At 71.4% G+C, this 24,826-nt stretch carries 23 protein-coding genes; 18 read left to right on the plus strand and 5 right to left on the minus strand.

Annotation, left to right across the window (positions count from 1 at the left end; translation table 11 throughout):
* Positions 1-28 precede the first annotated feature (28 nt).
* From vapC to ACSTA4_RS02760, 3 genes are all read right to left on the minus strand, one after another.
* Entirely contained in the window at positions 29-448 is a 420-nt protein-coding gene (vapC, locus tag ACSTA4_RS02750; RefSeq protein ID WP_444962315.1) for a type II toxin-antitoxin system VapC family toxin, read from the minus strand.
* Positions 445-666: a type II toxin-antitoxin system VapB family antitoxin gene (locus ACSTA4_RS02755; protein ID WP_444962316.1), complete on the minus strand. Its 222-nt coding sequence runs from the start codon at positions 664-666 to the stop codon at positions 445-447. The genes vapC and ACSTA4_RS02755 overlap by 4 nt, the downstream gene beginning before the upstream one ends.
* 105 nt (positions 667-771) lie before the next feature.
* The gene (locus ACSTA4_RS02760) at positions 772-1,728 is read right to left on the minus strand and encodes a cation diffusion facilitator family transporter (protein WP_444962317.1); all 957 of its coding nucleotides are present in this window, start codon (positions 1,726-1,728) and stop codon (positions 772-774) included.
* 96 nt (positions 1,729-1,824) lie between these two features.
* On the opposite strand from ACSTA4_RS02760, the gene lysX reads away from it, so the two are divergent.
* The 7 genes from lysX (at position 1,825) to ACSTA4_RS02795 (ending at position 10,925) form a co-directional block, all read left to right on the plus strand.
* Positions 1,825-3,429 carry a bifunctional lysylphosphatidylglycerol synthetase/lysine--tRNA ligase LysX gene (lysX, locus tag ACSTA4_RS02765; protein WP_444962318.1) on the plus strand — a complete coding sequence of 535 codons (1,605 nt, stop codon included), beginning with the start codon at positions 1,825-1,827 and terminating at the stop codon, positions 3,427-3,429.
* A 703-nt stretch (positions 3,430-4,132) separates the two neighbouring features.
* Entirely contained in the window at positions 4,133-4,456 is a 324-nt protein-coding gene (locus ACSTA4_RS02770; protein WP_212641704.1) for a LuxR C-terminal-related transcriptional regulator, read from the plus strand.
* Positions 4,457-4,567: 111 nt separating this feature from the next.
* Positions 4,568-5,206, plus strand: coding sequence for an amino-acid N-acetyltransferase (locus tag ACSTA4_RS02775; RefSeq protein ID WP_444962319.1), 639 nt, complete (start codon positions 4,568-4,570; stop codon positions 5,204-5,206).
* A gap of 449 nt (positions 5,207-5,655) precedes the next feature.
* On the plus strand, positions 5,656-5,937 hold the full coding sequence (locus tag ACSTA4_RS02780) for a hypothetical protein (protein ID WP_444962320.1): 282 nt from the start codon (positions 5,656-5,658) through the stop codon (positions 5,935-5,937).
* A gap of 217 nt (positions 5,938-6,154) precedes the next feature.
* The gene (locus tag ACSTA4_RS02785; protein WP_013155980.1) at positions 6,155-6,496 is read left to right on the plus strand and encodes a histone-like nucleoid-structuring protein Lsr2; all 342 of its coding nucleotides are present in this window, start codon (positions 6,155-6,157) and stop codon (positions 6,494-6,496) included.
* 834 nt (positions 6,497-7,330) lie between these two features.
* Positions 7,331-9,841: an ATP-dependent Clp protease ATP-binding subunit gene (locus ACSTA4_RS02790; protein ID WP_082166905.1), complete on the plus strand. Its 2,511-nt coding sequence runs from the start codon at positions 7,331-7,333 to the stop codon at positions 9,839-9,841.
* Between the two features lie 490 nt (positions 9,842-10,331).
* The gene (locus tag ACSTA4_RS02795; protein WP_444962321.1) at positions 10,332-10,925 is read left to right on the plus strand and encodes a DUF3105 domain-containing protein; all 594 of its coding nucleotides are present in this window, start codon (positions 10,332-10,334) and stop codon (positions 10,923-10,925) included.
* An 83-nt stretch (positions 10,926-11,008) separates the two neighbouring features.
* On the opposite strand, the gene ACSTA4_RS02800 is transcribed toward ACSTA4_RS02795, so the two are convergent.
* Complete coding sequence (locus ACSTA4_RS02800; RefSeq protein ID WP_212641701.1) at positions 11,009-11,884, minus strand: A/G-specific adenine glycosylase; 876 nt, start codon at positions 11,882-11,884, stop codon at positions 11,009-11,011.
* Positions 11,885-12,013: 129 nt separating this feature from the next.
* Here ACSTA4_RS02800 and ACSTA4_RS02805 point away from each other — a divergent pair, with 129 nt between their 5' ends.
* From ACSTA4_RS02805 to ACSTA4_RS02815, 3 genes are all read left to right on the plus strand, one after another.
* Positions 12,014-12,721 (plus strand): hypothetical protein, encoded by a 708-nt coding sequence (locus ACSTA4_RS02805; RefSeq protein WP_444964081.1) that lies wholly within the window; start codon positions 12,014-12,016, stop codon positions 12,719-12,721.
* A gap of 194 nt (positions 12,722-12,915) precedes the next feature.
* Complete coding sequence (locus ACSTA4_RS02810; RefSeq protein ID WP_444962322.1) at positions 12,916-13,632, plus strand: histidine phosphatase family protein; 717 nt, start codon at positions 12,916-12,918, stop codon at positions 13,630-13,632.
* 169 nt (positions 13,633-13,801) lie between these two features.
* Complete coding sequence (locus ACSTA4_RS02815) at positions 13,802-14,179, plus strand: SSI family serine proteinase inhibitor (RefSeq protein ID WP_444962323.1); 378 nt, start codon at positions 13,802-13,804, stop codon at positions 14,177-14,179.
* A gap of 26 nt (positions 14,180-14,205) precedes the next feature.
* Here ACSTA4_RS02815 and radA read toward each other — a convergent pair whose 3' ends face one another.
* Entirely contained in the window at positions 14,206-15,588 is a 1,383-nt protein-coding gene (gene radA / locus ACSTA4_RS02820; RefSeq protein ID WP_444962324.1) for a DNA repair protein RadA, read from the minus strand.
* Between the two features lie 171 nt (positions 15,589-15,759).
* Here radA and ACSTA4_RS02825 point away from each other — a divergent pair, with 171 nt between their 5' ends.
* From ACSTA4_RS02825 to ACSTA4_RS02860, 8 genes are all read left to right on the plus strand, one after another.
* The gene (locus tag ACSTA4_RS02825; protein WP_444962325.1) at positions 15,760-16,674 is read left to right on the plus strand and encodes an SGNH/GDSL hydrolase family protein; all 915 of its coding nucleotides are present in this window, start codon (positions 15,760-15,762) and stop codon (positions 16,672-16,674) included.
* A gap of 229 nt (positions 16,675-16,903) precedes the next feature.
* Positions 16,904-17,521 (plus strand): C40 family peptidase, encoded by a 618-nt coding sequence (locus ACSTA4_RS02830; protein ID WP_444962326.1) that lies wholly within the window; start codon positions 16,904-16,906, stop codon positions 17,519-17,521.
* A 258-nt stretch (positions 17,522-17,779) separates the two neighbouring features.
* Positions 17,780-18,718: a sugar phosphate isomerase/epimerase family protein gene (locus ACSTA4_RS02835; RefSeq protein WP_248773335.1), complete on the plus strand. Its 939-nt coding sequence runs from the start codon at positions 17,780-17,782 to the stop codon at positions 18,716-18,718.
* 87 nt (positions 18,719-18,805) lie between these two features.
* Complete coding sequence (gene proC, locus ACSTA4_RS02840; protein WP_212641694.1) at positions 18,806-19,600, plus strand: pyrroline-5-carboxylate reductase; 795 nt, start codon at positions 18,806-18,808, stop codon at positions 19,598-19,600.
* Between the two features lie 615 nt (positions 19,601-20,215).
* Positions 20,216-21,775: a DUF1109 domain-containing protein gene (locus tag ACSTA4_RS02845; protein WP_444962327.1), complete on the plus strand. Its 1,560-nt coding sequence runs from the start codon at positions 20,216-20,218 to the stop codon at positions 21,773-21,775.
* A gap of 159 nt (positions 21,776-21,934) precedes the next feature.
* Complete coding sequence (locus ACSTA4_RS02850) at positions 21,935-23,095, plus strand: acetoin utilization protein AcuC (RefSeq protein ID WP_212641692.1); 1,161 nt, start codon at positions 21,935-21,937, stop codon at positions 23,093-23,095.
* A 254-nt stretch (positions 23,096-23,349) separates the two neighbouring features.
* Complete coding sequence (locus tag ACSTA4_RS02855; RefSeq protein ID WP_444962328.1) at positions 23,350-24,147, plus strand: phosphatase; 798 nt, start codon at positions 23,350-23,352, stop codon at positions 24,145-24,147.
* Positions 24,148-24,392: 245 nt separating this feature from the next.
* The gene (locus tag ACSTA4_RS02860; protein WP_013155995.1) at positions 24,393-24,596 is read left to right on the plus strand and encodes a helix-turn-helix domain-containing protein; all 204 of its coding nucleotides are present in this window, start codon (positions 24,393-24,395) and stop codon (positions 24,594-24,596) included.
* Positions 24,597-24,826: the final 230 nt, after the last annotated feature.

Genomic DNA, 24,826 nt, shown 5'->3' on the forward strand with positions numbered 1-24,826 from the left:
GGGAGGCGGCCTTTCCGCCCCGGCGGGCTCAGTTTTGGTCGTGCCGCTGCACGCGCAGCCGGGGGAACACCTCGGCGAGGTGGTCGAAGTCGCGGTCGCAGTGCACGAGGACCGCGTCGGTGCGCAGGGCGACGGCCGCGATGAGGCAGTCGTAGAGCTTGCGGATCGTCTTGCCCCTGGAGCGGGCCTCACGGTAGATGCCCGCCGAATGGTGGAAGTCGAGCCTGTTGTCCAGGGACAGCTGGATCAGGCCGTCGGTGAGGCGTTCCAGCTGCTGGAGCTCGGTGGAGCTCTTCGCCCCGCTCAGGATCTCGGCGGCGACGGGTTCGGTCGTGGCCAGGTGGACGCCGCGCTCGATGAGTTCCCTGACGAAGACGTGGGTCTCGGAACCGGTCTTGCGCAGGTACTCCACCCAGGCGGAGCTGTCCACCAGATAGACGGTGTTCACGAGGTGGGTGCCCCGCCCTCGAAGCCGGAGCGGCGCATCTCGTCCAGGTCGCCCTCCCAGCCGATGCCCTCCAGGCTGAGGAGGAACTCCTTGGTGAGAGGTGTGCCCACGGCCCGGCGAAGGGCGATGTCCACGGCTTCGCGCTTGGTGCTCACCTGGAAGCGTTCCATGGCGGTAGTGACCAGTTCGTCGTCGATGTCAATGTTTGTGCGACTCATGCACCCAGATTACACCTGTTACCGTGTGTAAAGAAACGGTTTCCGGGAGTTCGCGGTCGCAGGTGCGGTGCGGCGACCGGTCCCGGCCGCCGCACCACCCCCGGTTCAGCCCGAGGAGACGGTGCCGGAGGACGCCTCCGGCGAGGCCCCGCTCCGGAACAGGTCCGGCTCGATGTAGACCAGCGTGGCGATGGGCACCGCGGCCCGGATGCGCTCCTCGGCCTCGTTGATCGCCCGCGTGATCCGGCCCGCGTCGTCGTGCGCGTCCACGGCCACCTTGGCGGCCACCAGCAGCTCCTCGGGGCCCACGTGCTGGGTGCGCATGTGGATCAGGCGGTCGATGTCCTCGACCGACTCGACGGCCCGGCGGATGGCCCGCACGTTCTCGCTCGTGGCGGCCTCGCCGATCAGCAGGCTCTTGACCTCGACGGCCAGCACGACCGCGATGACCACCAGGAGGACGCCGATGGCGGCGGTGCCCAAGCCGTCCCACAGGCCGTTGCCGGTGATCAGGGTCAGGCCGACGCCGACCAGGGCGAACACCAGGCCCAGCAGCGCGCCCGCGTCCTCCAGCAGGATCACCGGCAGTTCGGGGGACTTGGAACGGCGGACGAACTGCACCCAGCTCGCCTTGCCCCGGACCGCGTTGGACTCCTTGATCGCCGTGCGCATGGCGAACGACTCCAGCACGATCGCCACCAGCAGCACGGCCACGGGGACCCACTGCCAGGACGTGATCGGCTCGGGGTGGGAGATCTTGTGCCAGGCCTCGTAGAGCGCGAACAGGCCGCCCAGGCTGAACAGCACGATCGCCACCATGAACGCGTACACGTAGCGCTCGCGGCCGTAGCCGAAGGGGTGCTCCTCCGTGGCGCCCCGGCGCGCCCGCTTGCCGCCGATGAGCAGCAGCGCCTGGTTGCTGGAGTCGGCGACCGAGTGGATGGACTCGGCCATCATCGACGACGATCCGGTCAGGAGGTAGGCCACGAACTTCGTCGCGGCGATTCCCAGGTTCGCGCACAGCGCCGTGACGACGGCTCTCGTGCTTCCCTCAACACTCACCAGTGGGATCCATCTCTCGGTAGGTACTGCTCTCGGCTGTGAAGGCGCGGGTCAGGGCAGCGCAATACTAGTGATCCGCGTCACTGCCGACCCACCGTGCCCCTACCCCGGGACGGGACCGCGACCGCCGCAGCGCGCCCTACGCCCGCGGACGCCGACCGGTCGGGCCGGACCGCGGCCGCCGGTAGGATCGTGCGCGTGAATGACGCGCACGACGACACCTACGACGACCTGCCCGAACAGATGCGGGTCCGGCGCCAGAAGCTGGACCGGCTGCGTGAGGAGGGCACCGACCCCTTCCCCGTGACCTTCCCGCGGTCCACGTCGATCGGGGCCGTGCGCGACAAACACCAGGGACTGGAGCCGGACACCCGCACCGGCGTGGAGGTCTCCGTCGCCGGGCGCGTCATGCTCTACCGCACCGGCGGCAAGCTGTGCTTCGCCACCCTGCGCGACGAGACCGGCGACATCCAGATCATGCTGTCCCTGGACCAGGTGGGCCGGGAGCGCCTGGACGCCTGGAAGGCCGACGTCGACCTCGGCGACCACGTGGGCGTGGAGGGGGAGGTCATCACCTCCCGCCGCGGCGAGCTGTCGATCCTGGTGACCGGCTGGACGCTGACCGCCAAGTGCCTGCGCCCGCTCCCGGAGAAGCACAAGGGCCTGACCGACCCCGAGGCCCGGGTCCGCCAGCGCTACGTCGACCTCATCGTCAACCCCGAGTCCCAGCAGATGGTGCGCCGCCGCTCGGCCGCCATCCGCGCGATCCGCGAGGGGCTCGCCTCCCGCGACTTCGTCGAGGTCGAGACGCCCATGCTGATGCGGGTGCACGGCGGCGCCACGGCGCGCCCCTTCACCACCCACATCAACGCCTACGACATGGACCTGTACCTGCGCATCGCCCCCGAGCTGTCCCTCAAGCGGCTGGTCGTGGGCGGTCTGGAGAAGGTCTTCGAGGTCAACCGCAACTTCCGCAACGAGGGCGCGGACTCCACGCACAACCCCGAGTTCACGATGCTGGAGTTCTACCAGGCCTACGCCGACTACAACGTCATGGCCGACCTGACCCGCGAACTCATCCAGGAGGCGGCGCGCGCCGTGTTCGGCTCGACGGTGGTCGAGCGGGACGGGCGCACCTACGACCTGGGCGGGGAGTGGCCGCAGGTCACCCTGTACGGGGCGGTGTCCGAGGCGCTGGGGGCCGAGGTCGACCCGCGCACGCCGATCGACGAGGTCCGCCGCCTGGCCGACTCCCGGGGAGTGGAGTACGACCCCTCCTGGGGACAGGGCAAGCTCGTGGAGCACGTCTTCGAGGAGCTGGTGGAGCACACGCTCGTCCAGCCCACCTTCGTGCGCGACTTCCCGGTGGAGACCAGCCCGCTCACCCGGCAGCACCGCGAGGACCCGCTGCTCACCGAGAAGTGGGACCTCATCGGGTTCGGCATGGAGATGGGCACGGGCTACTCGGAGCTGGTCGACCCGGTCGAGCAGCGCGAGCGCCTCACCCGGCAGTCGCTGATGGCCGCCGAGGGCGACCCCGAGGCGATGCAGCTGGACGAGGACTTCCTGCGGGCCCTGGAGTACGGAATGCCGCCGACCGGCGGTGTGGGGGTCGGTATCGACCGCCTGCTCATGGCCTTCACCGGAAAGAACATCCGGGAAACTGTCCTTTTCCCGCTCGTGAAGCCTTCCGGGGATTGAGCCGGAGCACCATGGGCCCGGATTTACCGGGGATATAACGGCGCCGGTCGGATGACCGAAAGGCGGAGCGGGGCCGTCGCGCACGCGGTGCGGCGGCCCCGTCCCCTGCGCCGGGACAGGGCCCGTACCACGGGTTCCGCCATCCCGGTCGGACAGGCCGCGCGAACCGGGGGCCACGGCCGCGTGGCCGGTCGGACAGTTCCGAAGTTTTGCCGACCGGGGCGCGGCGAACTCGGCCACTCTCCGCTGAACGTTGTTTACGCAGGTCAATGTAGTCGGCGTATTTTCCCTTCCATTACTTTGTCACGGAAAGGGCCGCCATAACTACACATGGTGATTTATGGGGCCTTGACGGTATCATCTCTGCGGCCTAGCGTGCTGTGAGCGGGTCGAGACCCGTGGAGTTTGCCGAAGTGGATCGAGAACGACGGTGAGCGGGGAGAGGGACCGCCGGACGCGGCCCGCGTTCCCCGCGCGCATGCGCGCCCTCGGTGGAGTCTGTCCGTCCCAGCCTCCAGCGAACCGGCCCCTGCGACGTCCGTGCGCCCGCCCCCAGTCCCTGTGCCAGAGGGATACGTGGGGGACAGCGGTGCGCCCGGAAGTCATCCGTCGCGTCGGACCAGGGGGAGACCCGTGTCCGGCGCGCTCGCGTCCGCCAGGCGACGAGTCGATGTTCCGCACTCACATGATGAGGGAGGACGGAGTGGAACAGGCCACACTCGTACGACGTACCGCTGACGACCAGGGCGCCCTTCAGACCAGGGAGCACCGGGAGAACGTGGTCCCCCTGCAGGCCCGCCCGCACGAGACGGCTGTGAGCAGCCCCTACGCGCCGGTGGAACTGAACCACGAGGAGCTCGAACTGCTCGCCGAGATCGCCACCGGTGTCACCACGGAGGTGGCGGCCCGGCACCTCGAACTCAGCGCGCGCACCCTGCGCCGCCGCATCCGCAACATCTGCGACGTGCTCGGCGTGAACACGCCCATCGAGGCGGTCGTCTGGGCCGCGCGGCGCCAGCTCATCTGAGCCGCCCGCGGCACCCACCACGGCACCCACCGGCGCACCGGTGGGTGCCGACGCGTTTTCGGACCGCGCGCGTCCGCCGGGCGCGGGGCCCGGGCGTAGTCTGGTCCGGCTATGCCCGTTCGCCATGTTCACGTGCGCCGCGCCAGGACGCGCGACGTCGCCGCCGTCCGGCGCCTCGTCGACACCTACACCGTCGACCGGCGCGTGCTCTCCAAGAGCACCGTCAACCTCTACGAGGACGTCCAGGAGTTCTGGGTGGCCGAGGCCGAGGTGGTCCCCGACGGCTCCGGTCCGGCCTCCCCGCACGCCTCGCCCCCTCACGGCGCCCCCGCCCCCGGGGCGGAGCGCACCGACCCCCCCGAGGCCGGGACCGAGTACCGCGTGGTGGGCTGCGGCGCGCTGCACGTGCTCTGGGAGGACCTGGCGGAGGTGCGCACCGTCGCGGTGGACCCCTCCCTGCGCGGGTTCGGCGTCGGACACCGGATCGTGTCCGCGCTGCTGGACACCGCGCGGGAGTTGGGTGTGCGCCGTGTGTTCTGCCTGACATTCGAGACCGGTTTCTTCGCCAAACACGGCTTTGCCCGGATCCAGGGCACACCCGTCTCCCCCCGTGTGTACGAGGAACTCCTGCGTTCCTATGACGAGGGCGTCGCCGAATTTCTCGACTTGGAGCGGGTTAAGCCCAACACCCTCGGGAACACCCGCATGCTTGTGCACCTCGACGCGCCAACGCGAACCACCCGGACCTAAAGGTTTTCGCGCTCACTCGGGACCAAGTTCCCCATACGGGCCGCAGCCGGGCCAACACCGCGTCCGCCCCGCGTCCGCGCAGCTTATGCACAACCGGATGGCGGGGTCGGGGAAGGGGGCGGGTAATGTGTACCCCAGGGGTGGAGTCCCGCCCACACGTTGAAGGAAGTTCCGCGAAGCGGTGGCGAAGGGTCGGGATTTGACACCGGTGGACACGGTGTTCCCCCGCGGACACACCGGGGCGCCGAACGCACGGCCGGACATTGGCCCCCTTCGGGTTTGCCGGAGGTGTCTCGGGTACGTCCAGTGTCAAACCGGGGGCAAACGATGTCTATGATGTCCGGTATGCGTTTGCCCGGGTGCCCGGCGAGCCATCCCCCAGGAGCAGCCCGACACGGAGTCGGGTATTTGCTGCAATAAGTAACAACCAGGAAGGGTGGACGGCTTCGATGGGGAACTTTTTGTCGTCGGTGCTTCCCCCCGGACTGATCGACGTATTGTCGGCGCTCATCCCACCGGTGGTTGTCGGTGCCGTCTTCTGCACCTTCGTCATCCAGCTCCTGCGCAAGGAGATGGCGCCCCGCCGCATGGACGGGAGCCTGGTCAGCGAGGACAGGACCGCCGAGGGTACGGGTGAGGGCAGGGACGGCTCCGAGGCCGCCGAGCCGGGAGCCGCGAACGAGACGCCGATTGTCCGGGGTGGGGAACGCACCGAATCCGACGGTCGTTGATACGGTACTCGACCGATCACGCGCTCCCCGGGGAGCGGCGAACCGGCCACGCGCGTGCGCGGGCCATCTCGGCGATCCCGCGCGCCCGCCGGTGACCCCCGAAACCCGACACGGTGTCCGGGTGATTTCAGGCACGCCGGGAATTGTCTTCCGCGTTCTCGCGAGATAGCTTTACATTCAGGTGTGGAGACACCGCTCTTCTGAAAGGTTTGATTCCATGGCACAGAAGGTCCAGGTTTTCCTGGTCGACGACCTCGACGGCGGCGAGGCCGAGGAGACGGTGACGTTCGGTCTGGACGGCTCCGTGTACGAAATCGACCTCAGCGCGGGTAATGCGGCCAAGCTCCGCGAGGCCCTTACTCCGTTCGTCGACGCGGCCCGCAAGGCTCCGGCCAAGGCGTCCCGCAGCGCGGGCCGCCGCACCGGCAGCCGGAATGCTCCCAGCCGTGAGCGCAGCGCCGAGATTCGCGCCTGGGCGAAGGCCGCGGGCAAGCCCGTCAATGAGCGCGGCCGTATCCCCGCGGCGATCGTCGCCGAATATGAGGCCATCAAGGGCTAGGTTTGCCGCCGACCCCCGGTTCGCCGAAATGTTGTCAGGTCTTGATCGAATTACGGTCGGTACCTGCCGGGGGAAGACACCCGAACCCGACCATCCCGGGCCGCGGCGCGGCCCAGTGACACGGGATGCCAGGGGATACGCCGGGCCCGACGGGTCCTTCGGGCGGTACGGGGCGCCGGACAGGGCTCCGCGCCGATGACAGCGCTCCTGCGGCCCCGCGGCTCCAGACCTCCGCCGCCATACCCACGCGCTGGGCCGGACGGCGAGGCGGGGCGGGGCAGTCCGCCGGAGCGCCCCGACGCCGCCTCCGCGCGCGACCGCCCACGAACGGTCGGGGCCGCACGCGACCTCCCGGCCGCCGGGGAAGGGCACTCGCTTCCGGTCCCGCGGCCCCGGTCGCGGGACCCGAGTCCCACACCATCCCCCGCCCCGGTCGACGGCGCGTATTTCCCGCTTTCCCCGCCCGAACGGTCCGGTCGGAAGAACAACACGCGGCTTGTTCGCTCAGAGCCGATAACGCTTACACGTGCGCGGTCCGGGCACTCCTGTGACACAGGGAGAGCCCGGGCCGTTCGCCTTCGGCGTACAGGGAAATCTGGCGCCGCAATTGGTAGTTGGATGTTGGGTGAACGCCCTATCGTCGGGGAAAGTCTCTGGCACGGACGGCTGCGGCCGACCGTACGGAGGCCTACGTCTGGTCGGCAGCCGGTCGACCGTACGGACGGGTGCGACAGCGCTCCCCGGGGCGGTTCATCCCTGTGGGGCCGATATGCGGAAGAGTTGGGTCGGAGTGAACCGTCCCTGCCTGACCGCTCTGTAGAGGAGCGACGAGACATGTTCGAGAGGTTTACCGACCGCGCGCGGCGAGTGGTGGTTCTGGCCCAGGAAGAGGCCAGGATGCTCAACCACAACTACATCGGTACGGAGCACATCCTGCTCGGTCTCATCCACGAGGGTGAGGGCGTCGCCGCCAAGGCTCTGGAGAGCCTTGGTATCAGCCTCGAAGCGGTTCGGCAGCAGGTTGAGGAGATCATCGGCCAGGGGCAGCAGGCCCCGTCGGGGCACATCCCGTTCACCCCGAGGGCCAAGAAGGTCCTGGAGCTGTCGCTGCGCGAGGCGCTTCAGCTGGGCCACAACTACATCGGTACCGAGCACATACTGCTGGGCCTGATCCGCGAGGGCGAGGGCGTCGCCGCCCAGGTCCTGGTCAAGCTGGGCGCGGACCTCAACCGCGTGCGCCAGCAGGTCATCCAGCTGCTGCACGGCTACCAGGGCAAGGAGCCGCAGGCCACCGGTGCCTCGTCGGAGTCCACCCCCTCCACCTCGCTGGTGCTGGACCAGTTCGGCCGCAACCTGACCCAGGCCGCCCGGGAGAGCAAGCTCGACCCGGTCATCGGCAGGGACAAGGAGATCGAGCGGGTCATGCAGGTCCTGTCCCGCAGGACCAAGAACAACCCGGTCCTGATCGGTGAGCCCGGTGTCGGCAAGACGGCCGTGGTCGAGGGCCTGGCCCAGAAGATCGTCAAGGGCGAGATCCCGGAGACGCTCAAGGACAAGCAGCTGTACACGCTGGACCTGGGCGCGCTGGTCGCGGGCAGCCGCTACCGCGGTGACTTCGAGGAGCGCCTCAAGAAGGTGCTCAAGGAGATCCGCACCCGCGGCGACATCATCCTGTTCATCGACGAGCTGCACACGCTGGTCGGCGCGGGCGCGGCGGAGGGTGCCATAGACGCCGCCTCCATCCTCAAGCCCATGCTGGCCCGGGGTGAGCTGCAGACCATCGGCGCGACCACGCTGGACGAGTACCGCAAGTACCTGGAGAAGGACGCCGCGCTGGAGCGCCGCTTCCAGCCCATCCAGGTGGACGAGCCGACCATCACGCACGCCATCGAGATCCTCAAGGGCCTGCGCGACCGCTACGAGGCCCACCACCGGGTCTCCATCACCGACAGCGCGCTGGTGGCCGCCGCGCAGCTGGCCGACCGCTACATCAGCGACCGGTTCCTGCCGGACAAGGCGATCGACCTCATCGACGAGGCGGGCTCGCGGATGCGCATCCGCCGGATGACCGCTCCGCCGGACCTGCGCGAGTTCGACGAGAAGATCGCCGGGGTGCGCCGCGACAAGGAGTCCGCGATCGACGCGCAGGACTTCGAGAAGGCGGCGTCGCTGCGCGACGACGAGAAGCAGCTCCTGGGCAAGAAGGCGCAGCGGGAGAAGGAGTGGAAGGCCGGCGACATGGACGTCGTGGCCGAGGTGGACGAGGAGCTCATCGCCGAGGTCCTGGCCGCCTCCACCGGCATCCCGGTCTTCAAGCTCACCGAGGAGGAGTCCTCCCGGCTGCTGCGCATGGAGGACGAGCTGCACCGGCGCGTCATCGGCCAGGAGGACGCCATCAAGGCGCTCTCCCAAGCGATCCGCCGTACCCGCGCCGGGCTCAAGGACCCCAAGCGCCCGGGTGGTTCGTTCATCTTCGCCGGTCCGTCCGGTGTGGGTAAGACCGAGCTGTCCAAGACGCTGGCCGAGTTCCTGTTCGGGGACGAGGACGCGCTGATCCAGCTGGACATGTCCGAGTTCATGGAGAAGCACACCGTCTCGCGGCTGTTCGGCTCCCCGCCCGGGTACGTGGGCTACGAGGAGGGCGGCCAGCTCACCGAGAAGGTGCGCCGCAAGCCGTTCTCCGTGGTGCTCTTCGACGAGATCGAGAAGGCCCACAACGACATCTTCAACTCGCTGCTCCAGGTGCTGGAGGAGGGACGTCTCACCGACGCCCAGGGTCGCAACGTCGACTTCAAGAACACGGTCATCATCATGACGACCAACCTGGGCACCCGGGACATCTCCAAGGGCCAGGCCATGGGCTTCGCCAAGGAGGACGACGCCCAGACCAACTACGAGCGGATGAAGGCCAAGGTCAGCGAGGAGCTCAAGACCAACTTCCGGCCCGAGTTCCTCAACCGTGTGGACGACATCATCGTCTTCCACCAGCTGACGGAGAAGGAGATCTTCCAGATCGTGGATCTGATGATCACGAGCCTGGACAGCCGTCTCAAGGAGCGGGACATGGGGATCGAGCTGCGGCCCAAGGCCAAGCAGATCCTGTCCGAGCGCGGGTTCGACCCCGTGCTGGGCGCCCGTCCGCTGCGCCGGACGATCCAGCGGGAGATCGAGGACCAGCTGTCCGAGAAGATCCTGTTCGGCGACCTCAAGGCGGGTCAGATCGTGGTGATCGACGCCGAGGGCGAGGGCACGGACGCCAAGTTCACCTTCAAGGGCGTGCCCAAGCCGGCCGCGGTGCCGGACACGCCCGAGGTCGAGGAGTCGGCCGCGGGCAAGCGGGAGTAGCACCGCCCGGCCGCCCGTGACATCGGGGGCACCCCTTCGGGGGTGCCCCCTTCGTCGTGCGTGGGGCGGCGCGCGCGGGGCCGACGCCGCGCGTCGGCCGCGGGGTGTGCGTCCGCCCGCCATGTTCTAAGGTGCGAACGTGACTCATCCAGATCCCCGACAGCACGATCCGTGGCAGGCGCGGCAGCCGCAGCCCGGACCCGCTCCGCACGGTCCCCGGCCGGGTGAGGCGCCCCCGGGACACCACGGCGCGGTTCCGCCCGGCGGCCAGCCCCCGGTCAGCGGTCCGCCTCCTCCGGGGCAGGTCCCCCCGGGCGCGGCGCCGCCGCCCACGGGGCCGCAGGGTCCCCACGGCGGTCCGCCCGGACCCCAGGGCCCCCACGGACCCCAGGGACCCTACGGTCCCCAGGGGCCCTACGGTCCGCCCGGCCCGTACCCGCCCCGGCCCCAGCCGCGCGGGAAGGGCGGGACCGGCCTGATCATCGGGGCCGTGGCCCTGGTCGTCGTCCTCATGCTGGGCGGCGGGATCGCCGGGGTGTGGCTGTTCTCCGGCGGTGGCGGTGACGGCGGCGCCTCCGCCGAGGGCATCGGCGAGGTGCGGTACTACGAGGGCCTGTCCAGCGAACACGTGGACGAGGGCGAGACCGTCGACTACGGGATGTTCCCGCCCGCGGGCGGGCCGCACTACCCGATCTGGCAGAACTGCGGCGTCTACGACCAGCCCCTGCGCTCGGAGTACGTCGTGCACGCCCAGGAGCACGGCGCCGTGTGGATCGCCTACGACCCCGGGCTCTCCCAGGCGCAGGTCCAGACCCTGGCCGGGTACTACTCACCCGGCGACTACCTGGTGGTCAGCCCCGTGGAGGGCCTGCCCGCCCCGGTGGTGGCGTCGGCCTGGGGCTCCCAGATCCTGCTGGAGGACCCCGCGGACCCGCGCCTGGCGGAGTACCTCGTGGAGTTCGTCCAGGGTGAGAACACCCCCGAGCCGGGCGCGCCGTGCAGCGACGGCCACTCCGGCACCGAGTCCGACCCCGCGGGGGAGTCCGGGACCGCCGCGGCGCGGTACTCCGGCCCGCGGACCTGAGTACCGCGGCCTCCCGCCGCGCCGTCCGACCGCGCCCCGCGCGGTCGCCGTGCGGTGCCCGGCCTCCCCTGGCCGGGGCGCGCTCAGCCCGGCAGGGCGTACCGGCCGTCGTCCAGGGGGTCCACCAGGCCGTCGGACACCAGCGCGTCCAGGGCCCGTTCACGCTGGACGTGGTCGTCCCAGACCACGTCCAGCGCGCCCTTGGGCACCGGGTGGGCGGAGTCGCGCAGCACCGCCAGCAGACGTCCTCGCACCTGCCGGTCGGTGCCCGCGTAGGTCTGGCCGCGCCGGGGCGGACCGTCGTAGGCGGGCTTGCCCGCGAGCCGCCAGGCGCACTGGTGGGCGATCGGGCAGTCCGCGCACGCGGGCGTGCGCGCGGTGCACACCAGCGCCCCCAGCTCCATGACGGCCACGCCCCAGCGGGCGGCCACCGAGGGCGCTGACGGCAGCAGGGACTCGGCGAGGGCGGTCTCCGCCTTCGTCTGGGTTTTCGGCGGGTACTGGACCCCGGTTTCGGCTCTTGCCAGGACGCGTCGAACGTTCGTGTCCAGAATGGCGTGCCGCTGACCGAAGGCGAAGCTCGCCACCGCCGCCGCGGTGTAGGAGCCCACGCCCGGCAGGGACAGCAGGGTGGCGTGGTCCTCCGGGACCCGCCCGCCGTGTTCCCCGGTGATCGCCACCGCGCACGCGTGCAGGCGCAGCGCCCTGCGCGGGTAGCCGAGCCGGTTCCACATGCGCACAGCCTCCCCGGAGGGCTCCCGTGCCAGGTCGGCCGGGGTGGGCCAGCGCTCCATCCAGGCGCTCCAGGCGGGCAGGACGCGCACCACGGGCGTCTGCTGGAGCATGATCTCGCTGACCAGGATCGACCACGGTGAGGCGTCGGGCCGTCGCCAGGGGAGATCGCGGGCGTGGCTCTCGTACCACGCCAGAACCGGGGTGCTGTAAGGGTTATCGCTCATCTTTAACTGGGAATCGGCGGGTTGAGTAGGTGAGGTACACGCAAAACCGCAATACTACGGCGCATGGCGTCAAGTACCGGACAACCAGGAGCCGTCAGCCGCGAGACCTACTGGAAGCGGCGAGCCTTCGTGCTGGCCGGGGCCCTGTTGTTGCTCGCGCTCATCGCGTACGCCTGCCGTCCCTCCGGGGAGGAGAGCGGCGAGCCGACCCGCTCGGACGCGGGCATCGAGGCCTCCCCCAGTGTCTCACCCACGGAGCCCTCCGCGGACGCGAGCGGGGAACCCGAGGCCGATCCTTCCGAGGGGGCTCGGGAGAGCGCCGACCCCTCCGAGGGCGCTGAGGACTCCGAGGGCTCCGGCGGCTCCGCGGCCGGCGACGGCGACTCCGCCGGGGGCGGGGAGGGCGGCGAGGTGCCCGCTCCGGAGCGCCCCGAGGACGCCTGCCGCCCGCAGGACGTCGTGGTGACCTTCGAGTACGCGCAGGAGGACCAGGAGGTCTACGGAGCCGGCGCCGACCCGGGCTTCAAGATCACCGTGGTCAACACCGCCGAGCAGACCTGCACCGTGGACATGGGCGGCGAGGCCATGGAGATCCGCATCCACTCGGGCGACGACCGGATCTTCTCCACCGCCGACTGCGCGGAGGGCCGGAGCGCGGAGAAGCGCCAGATCAGCAGGGGCGTCCCGCACGAGTACACGTTCACCTGGGAGCGGATGCGCTCCTTCGAGGACTGCCGCGGCACCGACGCCTCGGCCCAGCCCGGCTGGTACCGGGCCAACCTGCACGGGGACTACGCCGGGGACCAGCCCGAGCTCCCCTTCCAGCTCAAGGCCTGAGCGGACGCACGACACGGGGCCGGGGGTGTGCGCCGCCCCCGGCCCCGCGGCGTGGGCGCCGCCCGGTGGAGGTGCCGCGGCGCGGAGGGCCCCCTTTACGCTGCCGGGGTTCGGCGGTAGCCTTCTGCGGTTGGGAGCGCTCCCAAGCGGGCGCTCCCCACGGGAGTGCCCGCTCTCGTCCCCGAAGGAGCCCCATGCGCTACCGCGGTCCCGCCGAACTGACGGTCGTCCGCCACGGACAGAGCGCGTTCAACGCCGCCCTGGCCGCCGCCGCGCGCGACGGCGGACGCCTGGACACGGCGGGCCTTCCCGCGCGCAACGCCGACGTGGACCTCACCGCGCTGGGCGAGCGCCAGGCCCGCGCCGTGGGCACGGGCTGGCTGGCGGACCTGCCCGGTGAGCGGCGGCCCGGCGTCGTGTTCTCCTCCACCTACCTGCGCGCCCGCCGCACCGCCGCGCTGGCGCTGGAGGCGGCCGGGATGGACCTGTCCGTGCACCCGGACGAGCGGCTGCGCGACATCGACGGCGGCCCCTTCACGTTCATGACCCCGGCCATGGTCGACGAGTACGATCCCGGCGAGGCGCCCCGGCGCCTGGCCGACCGGACGCACCACCGCCCCGAGCGCGGCGAGTCCCTGGCCGACGTCCTGCTGCGGCTGCGCTCGTTCCTGCGCGACCTGTGCGCGGAGTACCCGGGTGAGCGGGTGCTGCTGTTCGCGCACGAGCCCGTCGTGGTCCTGCTCCGGGCTGTCCTGGAGGGCCTGGAGGAGGCCGAGGTGTGGCGGGTGGGCGGGCGGGAGCCCGCGGCGGCGGCCTCGGTCAGCCGCTGGACGGCCGACGCCGGGGGAGACCTGCGGCCCGACGGCTACGGGCTCGTGGGGCACCTGGCGGGGTTGTCCTCGCGGGAGTGACGGGAAATCCGTCATAACACCGCATTCTCTGCTTATCGCCCGGAATTCGGGTCGGGCCGCAACCCCGTTGCAGGGAAATTCCGGCGACCTCGCGGGAAAGCGACAGCTTCGCGTAATGGTTCGATTACCATCCGTGCTGTCTGGAATCCGCACGTCCCTGGAGGCTGTCGTGAATCGCATCGTCCCGGCCCTGGTCGCCGCTCCCGCCCTCGCGCTGGCGCTCGCCGCGCCCGCGCACGCCGCCGAGGCCGCGCAGACCGGTGAGAACGGCTACATCCTGCGCGTCCACGGCCTCACCACCGGTGAGACGCGGGAGGTCACGCTGGTGTGCGCGCCCGTCGCCGCGGGCACGCACCCCAGAGCGGCCGAGGCCTGCGAGGCCATCGCCGAGGCCGGTTCGCTGGCGGCGGTCGAGGGCCGGGAGCGGCCCTGCACGTTCGTCTACGACCCGGTGGTCGCCGTGGCCTACGGCACCGAGGACTACCGCGAGGAGTTCTCCAACGAGTGCGTGCTCCTGAGCGAGAAGGGCGCGGTCTTCGACTTCTGACGCGCCGGTCCGCGGGGGGTCCGCGCTCAGTCGCCGTCTCGGGGGGCGCGGGTCCGCCGTGACCGCCGCGCCACCCGGCTCAGGGCCTCGCTCAGCTCCTCCACCTCGTGGACGCGGATGCCCGGAACCGGGTCGCCGAAGTGCTTGGGCACGACCGCCTCGGTGAAGCCGAGGCGCTGAGCCTCCGCCACCCGGCGCCGCACGCCGCTCACGGTGCGCACGTCGCCCGCCAGGCCCACCTCGCCGATCGCGATGAAGCCGACGGGCAGCGCGACGTCGTTGTTGGAGCTGGCCGCCGCCATGGCCAGCGCCAGGTCCACGGCGGGCTCGGTCAGCTTCACGCCGCCCACCGTGGACGCGTACACGTCCATGTTGGCCAGCTTCATGCCCGTGCGCTTCTCCAGCACCGCCAGGATCATGTTCACCCGTGAGGTGTCCAGGCCCGAGGTGGCCCGGCGCGGCGCGGGCAGCGGGGTCGGCGCGACCAGGGCCTGGACCTCGGTGATGAGCGGACGCCGCCCCTCCAGGGTGACGGTGACGCACGTGCCCGGTACCGGGTCGGTACGCTCGGTGAGGAACAGCCCGCTCGGGTCGGGCAGGCCGACGATGCCGGACTCGGTCAGCTCGAAGCAGCCGATCTCGTCGGTGGGCCCGTAGCGGTTCTTGACCGCGCGCAGCAGCCGCAGCTGGGAGTGGCGCTCGCCCTCGAAGTGCAGCACCACGTCCACCAGGTGCTCCAGCATCCGCGGACCGGCGATGGACCCGTCCTTGGTGACGTGTCCGACGAGCACGGTGGCGATCCCGCGCTCCTTGGCGATCTGGATCAGCGCGCCGGTCACCTGGCGGATCTGGGTGACGCCGCCCGGGACGCCGGTGGCGTCGGGGGAGACCATGGTCTGCACCGAGTCCACGATGAGCAGCCGGGGGCCGACCGCGTCCACGTGGCTGGCCAGGGCGGCGATGGAGGTCTCGGCGGCCAGGTAGAGCTTGTCGGAGAGCGCGCCGAGCCGCTCGGCGCGCAGCCGCACCTGCCCGGCCGACTCCTCCCCGGTCACGTACAGCACGGGGCCCTCGGCCGCGCGCATCGCGGCGACCTCCAGCAGGAGGGTGGACTTGCCCACGCCGGGCTCACCGGCGAGCAGCACCACGCCGCCCGGGACCGCGCCGCCGCCCAGGACCCGGTCGAGTTCGTCGACGCCGGTGGGGACGGCCTCGGCGCTCTCCACGCTGATCTCGGTGATGGGCCGGGCCCGGGAGGTGACGGGCGCGGGCGCGACGGCGGAGGGCGCGGGGGCGCCCGCCTCCTCGACCGTGCCCCAGGCCTGGCACTCGCCGCAGCGGCCCACCCACTTGAGGGTGCTCCATCCGCACTCCGCGCACCGGAACGTGGTCTTCGCTGCCTTCGCCATGGTGGCCACGCTAGCGGCTTCCTGGGACAACCCCGCCGCGAGGAGTAAAGGGACCTTTCGGAGACACATGAAAGTTACCTACGAGTTAGGCGCCTTATCCCGTAGGTCGTGTTAAAGAATTCCTAGGGTCCGACAGCTCCAACGCCCCCGCTCCATGGAGAGGAAACCCGCGTGCCCCGTACATCCGCCACCGCCGCGCCCCGATCCCCGCGCCGTGCCCTGGTTCCCGTGGCCGTCGCCGCGCTGAGCGCGTCCCTGGTCGCCGCGCCCGCCGCCGCCGAGACCGCGCAGGCGCCCGCCTTCGACAGCTACGTCTCCCTCGGCGACTCCTTCGTCGCCGGTCCGCTCATCCGGGAGGAGAGGGTCAGCAGCAGCATGCCGCTGCTGGGCTGCCTGCGCACGTCCAACAACTACCCCACGATGCTCGCCGAGCGGATGGGCATCACCGACTTCACGGACGCCAGCTGCTCGGGCGCGGTCGTCAACGACCTCTACGAGCCGCAGTTCGACGACACGCCGCCCCAGCTCGACGCCCTGACCCCGGAGACCGACCTGGTCACGGTCGGGATCTCGGGCAACGACTTCGGCTTCTCCGAGGTGCTCCTGGAGTGCGCCAAGCAGAGCCTGAGCAACCCGCTGGGCGACCCGTGCGCCGAGCACTACGGCGACGAGCTCGACCAGCGCGTCGAGGACCTGCGCCCGGTGGTCGCGGGCGTCTACGCCGACATCGCCGAGCGCAGCCCCGACGCCACGGTCCTGGCCGTGGGCTACCTCCAGATCCTGCCCGAGAGCTGGGGCTGCTGGCCGAGCACGCCCATCGCGGTGGGCGACGTGCCCTTCCTGGACGAGGCGCAGACCTCGCTGAACGCGATGATCGCGGAGGAGGCCGAGGCCCAGGGTGCGGTCTTCGTGGACGTCTTCGAGCGCGGCCACGACGTCTGCCAGTCCTCCGACACCCGCTGGGTGGAGGGCCTGATCCCCGAGAACGGGGCCCCGGTGCACCCGAACTACAAGGGCATGGTGGCCACCGCCGACTTCGTGGGAGCCGAGCTGGGGGTGCCGGTGCCCGTGGACGACGCCGCTTAGCCCGGGGTGACCGGCCGCTGAGGAGGGGAGTCCGTTCGATGGTGACCTGACCGCTTTCGTCCCCCGAAGGTCAAGGACTCTTTACCGTCTTTGGCGGCCGCTCGTGCTACGGAGAGTGACATATTGCGTGGTCTGTGTGACGAATGGTGAGGGCGTCGCGACAGGGAGATCCGCGTCACAGTGACGTGGGCGCCGCGACGCTCCGAGCGAGAGCGGGAGAGCCACCGTCATGCGAATACCGCGACACCACGAGCAAAGGCAGGCCTGTCGTCCCACGGACCCGGGGCGGCAGGCCTCGTCCGTTCCTCCGCGCAGGAGCGGCGGGCGCGCGCTCGCCGTCGCGGCGCTCACCGCCGCCGCCCTGACCGCCGGCACGGCGCCCGCGCTCGCCCAGCCGGTCCAGTCCCCGCAGTCGGTGCGACCGGCGCAGCAGGCCGCACCCACCGCGCAGGACTCCGCCGGACCCCGGCGCGTCCACATGTCGCTGTCCACGTCGACGGTGGAGGACGCCATCAGCGCCGCCGAGTCCAAGAAGGGCACCCCCTACCGCTGGGGAGGCACCGGCCCCAACGGCTTCGACTGCTCGGGACTCGTCCAGTGGGCCTACAAGCAGGCCGGGGTGGAACTGCCCCGCATCGCCCACGACCAGGTCGGCGCCGGGACCCGGGTCTCCTACTCCAACGCCCGCAGGGGCGACATCCTGTACTGGGCCGACAGCGGCGGCTACGCCTACCACGTCGCCATCTACCTCGGTGACGGGCGCATGATCGACGCGCCGAACTCCGGGGACCACGTCCGCGAGCGGGACGTCCACAAGTACGATCTCGCAGGCGCCGTACGGCTGTGAGACGGGCGGGCCTCGCGCAGCTCGCTGACGGCCGCCCCACACGCCCCGGGGAGTGACCCCGGCCGCGCCCGACCGCCCCGACGACGTGGCGGTCGGCAACCACGAACCAGGGCTCCGCGGGTGCACCCGCGGGCCCTCCCACCACCGCCTCGCGACCGGCGCCCGCACCCTCCGCGGGGGAGGGCGTGGGGAGAACGGCACGCCGCGTTCACGCGGCCGGTACGCACAAGAGGCGTGTTAGCGCATACTCTGGTGGGCGTGAGCCCTATCCAGGTCCCAGACGCGCCCGTCGTCCTGTCGTCGGCGTCGGTCTACCCGGAGAAGACCCCGGCCGCCTTCGAGATCGCCGCGAAGCTGGGGTACGACGGCGTGGAGGTGCTCGTCTCCTCCGATCCGGCAAGCCAGGACATCGACCTCCTGCGGCGCCTCTCGGACTACCACCAGATCCCCGTCACCGCGGTCCACTCGCCCTGCCTGGTCCTGACCCAGCGGGTGTGGGGCAGGGAGCCCTGGGGCAAACTCGTCCGCTCCAAGGAGATGGCCGAGGCCCTGGGCGCCAAGACGATCGTGGTGCACCCCGCCTTCCGATGGCAGCGCGACTACGCCCGCGAGTTCGAGGCCGGTATCTCCCGCATGCAGGACGAGACCGACGTCGTCTTCGCCGTGGAGAACATGTACCCGGTGCGCGTGCGCGACCGCGAGGTCGTCCCCTACGCGCCGAGCTGGAACCCGCTCGACCGGGACTACCCCGACGTCACGCTCGACCTGTCGCACACCGCCATGTCCGGCTCCGACGCCATGGACATGGCCAAGCGCCTGGGCGACCGCCTCTCCCACATCCACGTGGCCGACGGCATCGGCGGCCAGAACCTCGACGAGCACCTCATCCCCGGACGCGGACGCCAGCCGGTGGGCGAGCTGCTGGAGTACCTCGCCGGGAACGGCTTCGGGGGCCAGCTGGTCCTGGAGGTCAGCACCCGCAAGGCCCCCGACCGCCAGGCGCGCATGCGCGAGCTGGCCGAGGCCCTGGCCTTCACCCGGCTGCACTTCGCCCGGACCGGGGGCCCCGGCGACCGGCCGCGCGACCGCCGCGAGCGCATCGCGCTGCTGCGCCGCGCCCCCTCGGCGCCGCCCCGGCGCTTCGCGGTCGACGAGGGCGGCACCGTGGACGACAAGGGCACCGTCGACCCCGAGTGAGGGCCGGGTGTCCACACAGTGGGATCCGGTGTCCACGCGGGGTCACCGGTGCCGTTAGCGTGGGGGTATCCGCAGGAAGGACCCTTCATGATCGCCATCATCGGTGCCGGGAAGATGGGCGAGGCTCTGCTCGCCGGAATGCTGGCCACGGGCCACGCGCCGGAGGACGTCCTCGTCACCGAGCCGCGCGAGGAGCACGCCGGGGAGCTGCGCGCCCGCTACGGGATCGAGGTGGTCCCGGCCGCGGACGCGGCCAAGCGCGCCGACACCCTCCTGCTCGCGCTCAAGCCCCAGGACATGGTGGCGCTGCTGGACGACCTGGCGCCGCGCCTGTCCTCCTCCTGCCTCGTGATCTCCGTGGCGGCCGGGATCACCACCGCCGTGCTGGAGGAGCACCTGCCCTCCGGGACCCCCGTCGTCCGCGCGATGCCCAACACGCCCGCCCTGATGGGGCAGGGGATGACCGCGATCGCGGGCGGAGCCCACACCGGTGAGGACCACCTGGACCGCGCCGAGGCGCTGCTGGGCACGGTCGGCGAGGTCATCCGCGTGGGCGAGCAGCACATGGACACCGTCACCGCCATCTCCGGCAGCGGCCCCGCCTACTTCTACTTCATCGCCGAGACGATGATCGAGGCCGGTGTGGCGATGGGGATGCCGCGCGCCACCGCGCAGAAGCTGGTCGGACAGACCATCACGGGCGCCGCCGCCATGCTCAACGGTTCGGGCGAGCACCCGGTCGTGCTGCGCGAGGCCGTCACCTCGCCGGGCGGCACCACCGCCGCCGCGCTGCGCGAGCTGGAGCGGCACGGCGTGCGCACGGCCTTCACCGACGCCATCGAGGCGGCCCGGGACCGCAGCGGCGCGCTCTCCGGAAGCTGACGCGCCGCTCGGTGCCGGTGGTGTGACGCACGGGGGAGATGGCCGGAAGCGGCCCGCCTCGCGGGGTCCGATGTCGGGGGACCTGGGTAGTGTCTTCGGTGAAGGGTGTACACGGCCCCCTCGGTCCCGTACGCGCGGGATCTCCCCCATCTCCTGATTCCAGGGTCCTCCATGACTTCTTCCCCTCCCCCGCCCGACCCTTCCCAGCCGCCCGGCGGAGGCTTCCCGCCCCCGGGGCCCGTGCCTTCCGGCCCGACCGGCGCCAACCCCGCGGGGAGCGATCCCACAGGAGGCGGCCCCACCGGGGGTCACCTCGCCCAGGGCGGCCCGACCGGGGCCGACCCGGCCGGAGGGGCCTTCCACGGCGGTGCGCCGACCGGCGGTGCGGCCACCGGGGGCACACCCGCGGGCGGGATGTACTCGGGCGGTGTGCCCGGCCCGCCCCCGGGCGGTATGCCTCCCGGCGGCATGCCCCCCATGGGGCCTCCTCCCGGCGGCATGCCTCCCGGCATGACGCCGCCCCCGGGTGGGACGCCCCGGGGCGGACCGCCTCCCATGGGACCGCCGCCGATGGGACCTCCCCCCGGCGGCATGCCTCCCGGAGGCCCGCCGCAGATGGGACCCCCTCCCGGCGGAATGCCTCCCGGCGGAATGCCGCCGGGGCAGTTCGGCCCGCCGCCGCCCCCGAAGCCGCCCCGGCTCGGCCTGTTCTCCTCCCCGTCCGCGCTGCGCACCTCCCTGCTCAACGCGTCGGGCATGGGAGCCGGGTACGTCTACCTGCGCCAGTGGCCGTTCTTCGCCGCCGCGCTCGTCATCACCCTCGGCCTGCTGGTCACCGCCGCCGTCCTCGGCGCCGCCGACAACCTCCTGCTGTGGGTGCCGGTCCTCCTGGTCTGGTTCGCCGCCGCGGCCGTGCACGGCCTGTTCGCGGGGCGCTCCCGCGACGAGCGCCTGATCGGCAGGGGGGAACAGCCCTCCAAGCGGGCGCTGCCCCTCCTCACCGCCGCCGGATTGGCGCTCGCGCTGCTGGTGACCCTCACCGGCGTGTGGCAGGCGGGGGAGTGGCGGCTGCGCGTCGCCGACGCCGCCCACGCCCGCGGCGAGTGCGGCCCCTCCGAGGCCGTCGCCGCCTACGGGAGCGTGGAGGACCTCTTCCAGCTCTCCTTCTCCCCCTCGCTCATGTCGCGCGCCCGCGCGGGCGCCGAGGCCTGCGCACTCCTGGAGCGCGCCCAGTCCGACGTGGCCGCCGAGGAGTACGGGCAGGCCCTGGACTCCTACGCCGCCTACTTCGAGCACCCCTCCGCCCGCTGGGAGGACACCGACGGCGAGGTCGCCGACATCCACCTCTCCTACGCCGCCAACCTGGTGGCCTCGGCCGGGGGGAGCTTCGGCGGCGAGGTCGACGAGCTGTACCGCCGGAACATGCTGCGGGCGCACGAGATCTACACCGTGATCCTCACGGACTACGAGGGCACCGAGGCCGCGGGTCAGGTCCCCACCGCGCTCGCCGATCTCTACGAGACGGGTACCAGCGAGTACGCCGCCGAGTACTGGTGCGCGGGCTTCAGCCAGATCGACATGTTCTCCGGCCTGGCCTGGGACGCCGCCCCCGAGATCGCCGAGCGCATCGCCACCGAGCGCCCCGACGCCGCGTTCAACTGCGGCTGGGAGAGCGTGGACGGCGGCTCGCTCGACACCGCCGACGAGATGGTCGCCCTCCTGGAGGCGGAGTACCCCGACCACGAGACCGACGAGGTCGAGCGGATGGTCACCCACATCGGCGCCGGGCGCATCGAGGAGAGGATGGACGCCATGACCTCGCTCGGCGAGGTCGACTTCGCCCCCCAGCCCACCGGCGGCTCCGGCAGCGACAAGAGCGTCCTGGAGATCACCAACAACACCCCGTACGAGATGCAGTTCCTCTACGTCGGCCCGGACGCCGTCCACGAGGAGATCATCACCCCCGCGTGCGAGGACTGCGAGGTCTACAGCTCGCCGCCCGCGGGCAACTCCTGCTTCGACGACGGCGACGTCATGCGCGTCGAACTCGAACCGGGCGAGTACCGGGTGCTGCTCACCTCGAAGGACTCGCTCTTCGGGGCGGCGCCCCTGCACGGTACCGTCGACCTCTCCGGCGGCGACCTGTACGAGTCCTGCTACTTCGTCACCGAGTAGCGGGCCCCGCGGTCCGGCACGGGGGCGACCCCCGTGCCGGACCGGCAGCCAACCCCGGGGTTCGTCCACGCGTGCGGTTGTGCGTACTGTGTGCTTCGGAGCACGCACACCTGAAACGGGGGTCACCACATGGGAGGGCGCACGTCCTGCTCGCTTCGGGTGGCATGGGACGACGGACTCACGGCCTACGACTTCGGTCCGCAGCACCCGATGGCGCCGATACGCGTCGAGCTGACCATGGCGCTCAGCCGCGAACTCGGCGTGCTGGACGCGCCGGGGGTCGGGCTCCTGGACGTCGAACCCGCCTCGGACGAACTCCTGTCCCTCGTGCACGACCCCGCCTACATCGAGGCGGTCAAGCGCGCGGGCCGCACGCTGGAGCCCGACGACGTCCACATGCTGGGCACCTCCGACAACCCCGTCTTCAAGGACATGCACGACGCCGCCGCGCTCATCTCCGGCGCGTCCGTGGCCGCCGCGCGGGCGGTGTGGAGCGGGGAGACCGCGCACGCGGCCAACATCGCGGGCGGCCTGCACCACGCCATGCGCGGCAACGCCTGGGGCTTCTGCGTCTACAACGACCCCGCCCTGGCCATCGCCTGGCTGCTGGAACAGGGGGCCAAGCGCGTCGCCTACGTGGACGTGGACGTCCACCACGGCGACGGCGTCCAGAACGCCTTCTACAACGACCCGCGCGTGCTCACCATCAGCCTCCACGAGTCCCCGGCGACCCTGTTCCCCGGCACCGGCCAGGCCTCCGAGACCGGCGGCCCGGACGCAGAGGGGTACGCGGTCAACGTCGCCCTGCCCGCGGGCACCGGCGACAACGGCTGGCACCGCGCCTTCGACGCCGTCGTCCCGCCGCTGCTGCACGAGTTCCAGCCCGAGATCCTGGTGACCCAGCAGGGCTGCGACACCCACGCCCTGGACCCGCTCGCCAACCTCACCCTGAGCGTGGACGGCCAGCGCCGCGCCTACGCCGAGCTGCACGAACTGGCCCGTAAGACGGCGGGCGGCCGATGGCTGCTGTTCGGCGGCGGCGGGTACGGGCTGGTCCACGTCGTCCCCCGCGCCTGGACCCACCTGCTGGGCGAGGCCGCGGGCCGCCCCGTCGATCCCGACACCGAGACCCCGCAGGGCTGGCGCGACTTCGTGCGCCAGCGCACGGGTGAGCTGGCGCCGCTGTACATGACCGACGGGCGCGAGGTCGTCTTCGACCACTTCGTGGACGGCTACGACCCGGGCGACCCGGTGGACCGGGCCATCCACGCGACCCGGACCGCGGTCTTCCCCAGCCACGGGATCGACCCGAGCCTGTAGGGGGCAGCCCTTCCGCGTGGTCGCGGCCGGGCCGCCGATTCGGTGCCGACAGGGGCTTACGGGACTCCGGAAGGCTCACGGGACGGCTCCCATAACACCCCGGTGTCGACCGGCGTGAATTCCGGAGGAGCCGCGCGTGTCGCGTCCGAAGCGGGTAGGACAGAGGTTGAATACCGGGCGAACAGGAGCAGGCGCCGTGGTGGCCGCCCAGCGTGGCGCACGCTCGCTGCGCAGACGAGGAAGGGGAGCGCCAGGTGACGCCGCCGACACGCGCTGAACTGATCACCTATCTGGTGCGCACGGGAATCGCCGGGCACGTCGACACCCCGCGCCAGAACAACCTGCGGCACTACCGGCGGCTCGTCCAGAAGGACCCTTACCACCAGTTCGGCCTCACCTTCTCCCACGACTGGACCTACTCCGAGGTCCTGGCGCTGATGAGCAAGCGCTGCGGCGTGGTGGCCGACGAGGAGTACGTGTGGGGGATCGACACCATCGACCCCGACCTGACCATCGACGCCCTGGAGGCCTTCGCCGACCGGCTGGCCCTGGCCGCCGAGCGCCGGGAACGGGTCCTGTTCGCCACCGGCCACCCGCGCAACCTCCGCGAGACCTACCGCGCCTGGAAGGACGCCCTCGCCGAGCGCGGGTGCCAGGTCATCACCGCTGGCGGCGGCTACTCCTACGAAGTGACCACGGAGCGTCCCCCTAACCGGCGGATCGTGGTGTGGGAGGACGACATCGCCATCGTCACGGATGGTCGTCTCGCCCGTCACAGCCACCACCCCTTCGCCATGCGTGCCATCCTCGGGGACCTCGCGGACCGCGGTGAGGCATGGCCGCAGTTGGTCATCGCCGACCACGGGTTCGCGGGTGCGGCCGGTGAGGCGGGAGTGCCCGCGATGGGCTTCGCCGACTGCAACGACCCCGCCCTCTTCCTCGCCGAGGCCGAGGGGAAACTACTGGTCACGGTGCCTTTGGACGACGGTTACCTGACCGAGGACTACGCCCCGCTGCGCGAATACGTTCTCGCCCGGGCCGGTCTCCTGTGAGTGGGGGAGACCATTTATACCCACCGTTAAACCTCATCCGACCCGCCATCAACACATAGCGCCGAAGACAGTCCCAACGGCCTTTCGCTGAGGCGAACTCGGCTCTACTCTGAAAACGGACGTGTCAGTAGTGACAGCGTGACACGCTGGCGTGGTTTGGGGTCGGCACACCGGGGTCGCCGCCGCACACCACGCCGGTCCCAAGGGTAGACAATGCTCACGTCCGGGAATGAGGGCGTCGAAAGATGAACGGGAGCAAGCCGCCTCTCGAAGAGGTCAGGTTCCTGACCGTGGCGGAGGTAGCCACGATCATGCGTGTGTCCAAGATGACCGTTTACCGAATGGTGCACTCGGGAGTCCTCCCCGCGATTCGCGTGGGGCGTTCCTACCGGGTCCCCGAGCGGGCCGTGCACGACTACCTCCGCGAGGCTTTCGTCGAGGCTGGTTGATCCAGGGCCCGGCCGACCGGGGCCGCCCCCCGGCCCCCGGTCAGCCGACACACCCGGGGGGCGGTGACTGACGGACACCGCCCCCACCGGGGTCTTCCCGTCCCCGCCCCGGCGCGCCGCCCGGCGCGCGGCAGGGCCGTCCCCACCCCCACCGGCCGCGGTTCCCCCTTGTGCCGGGGCGGCCGAACGGGCTCCAGGGCATCTACTACACTTTGTCGTTGTTGTAGTCC

This window comes from Nocardiopsis sp. M1B1, assembly GCF_052466615.1.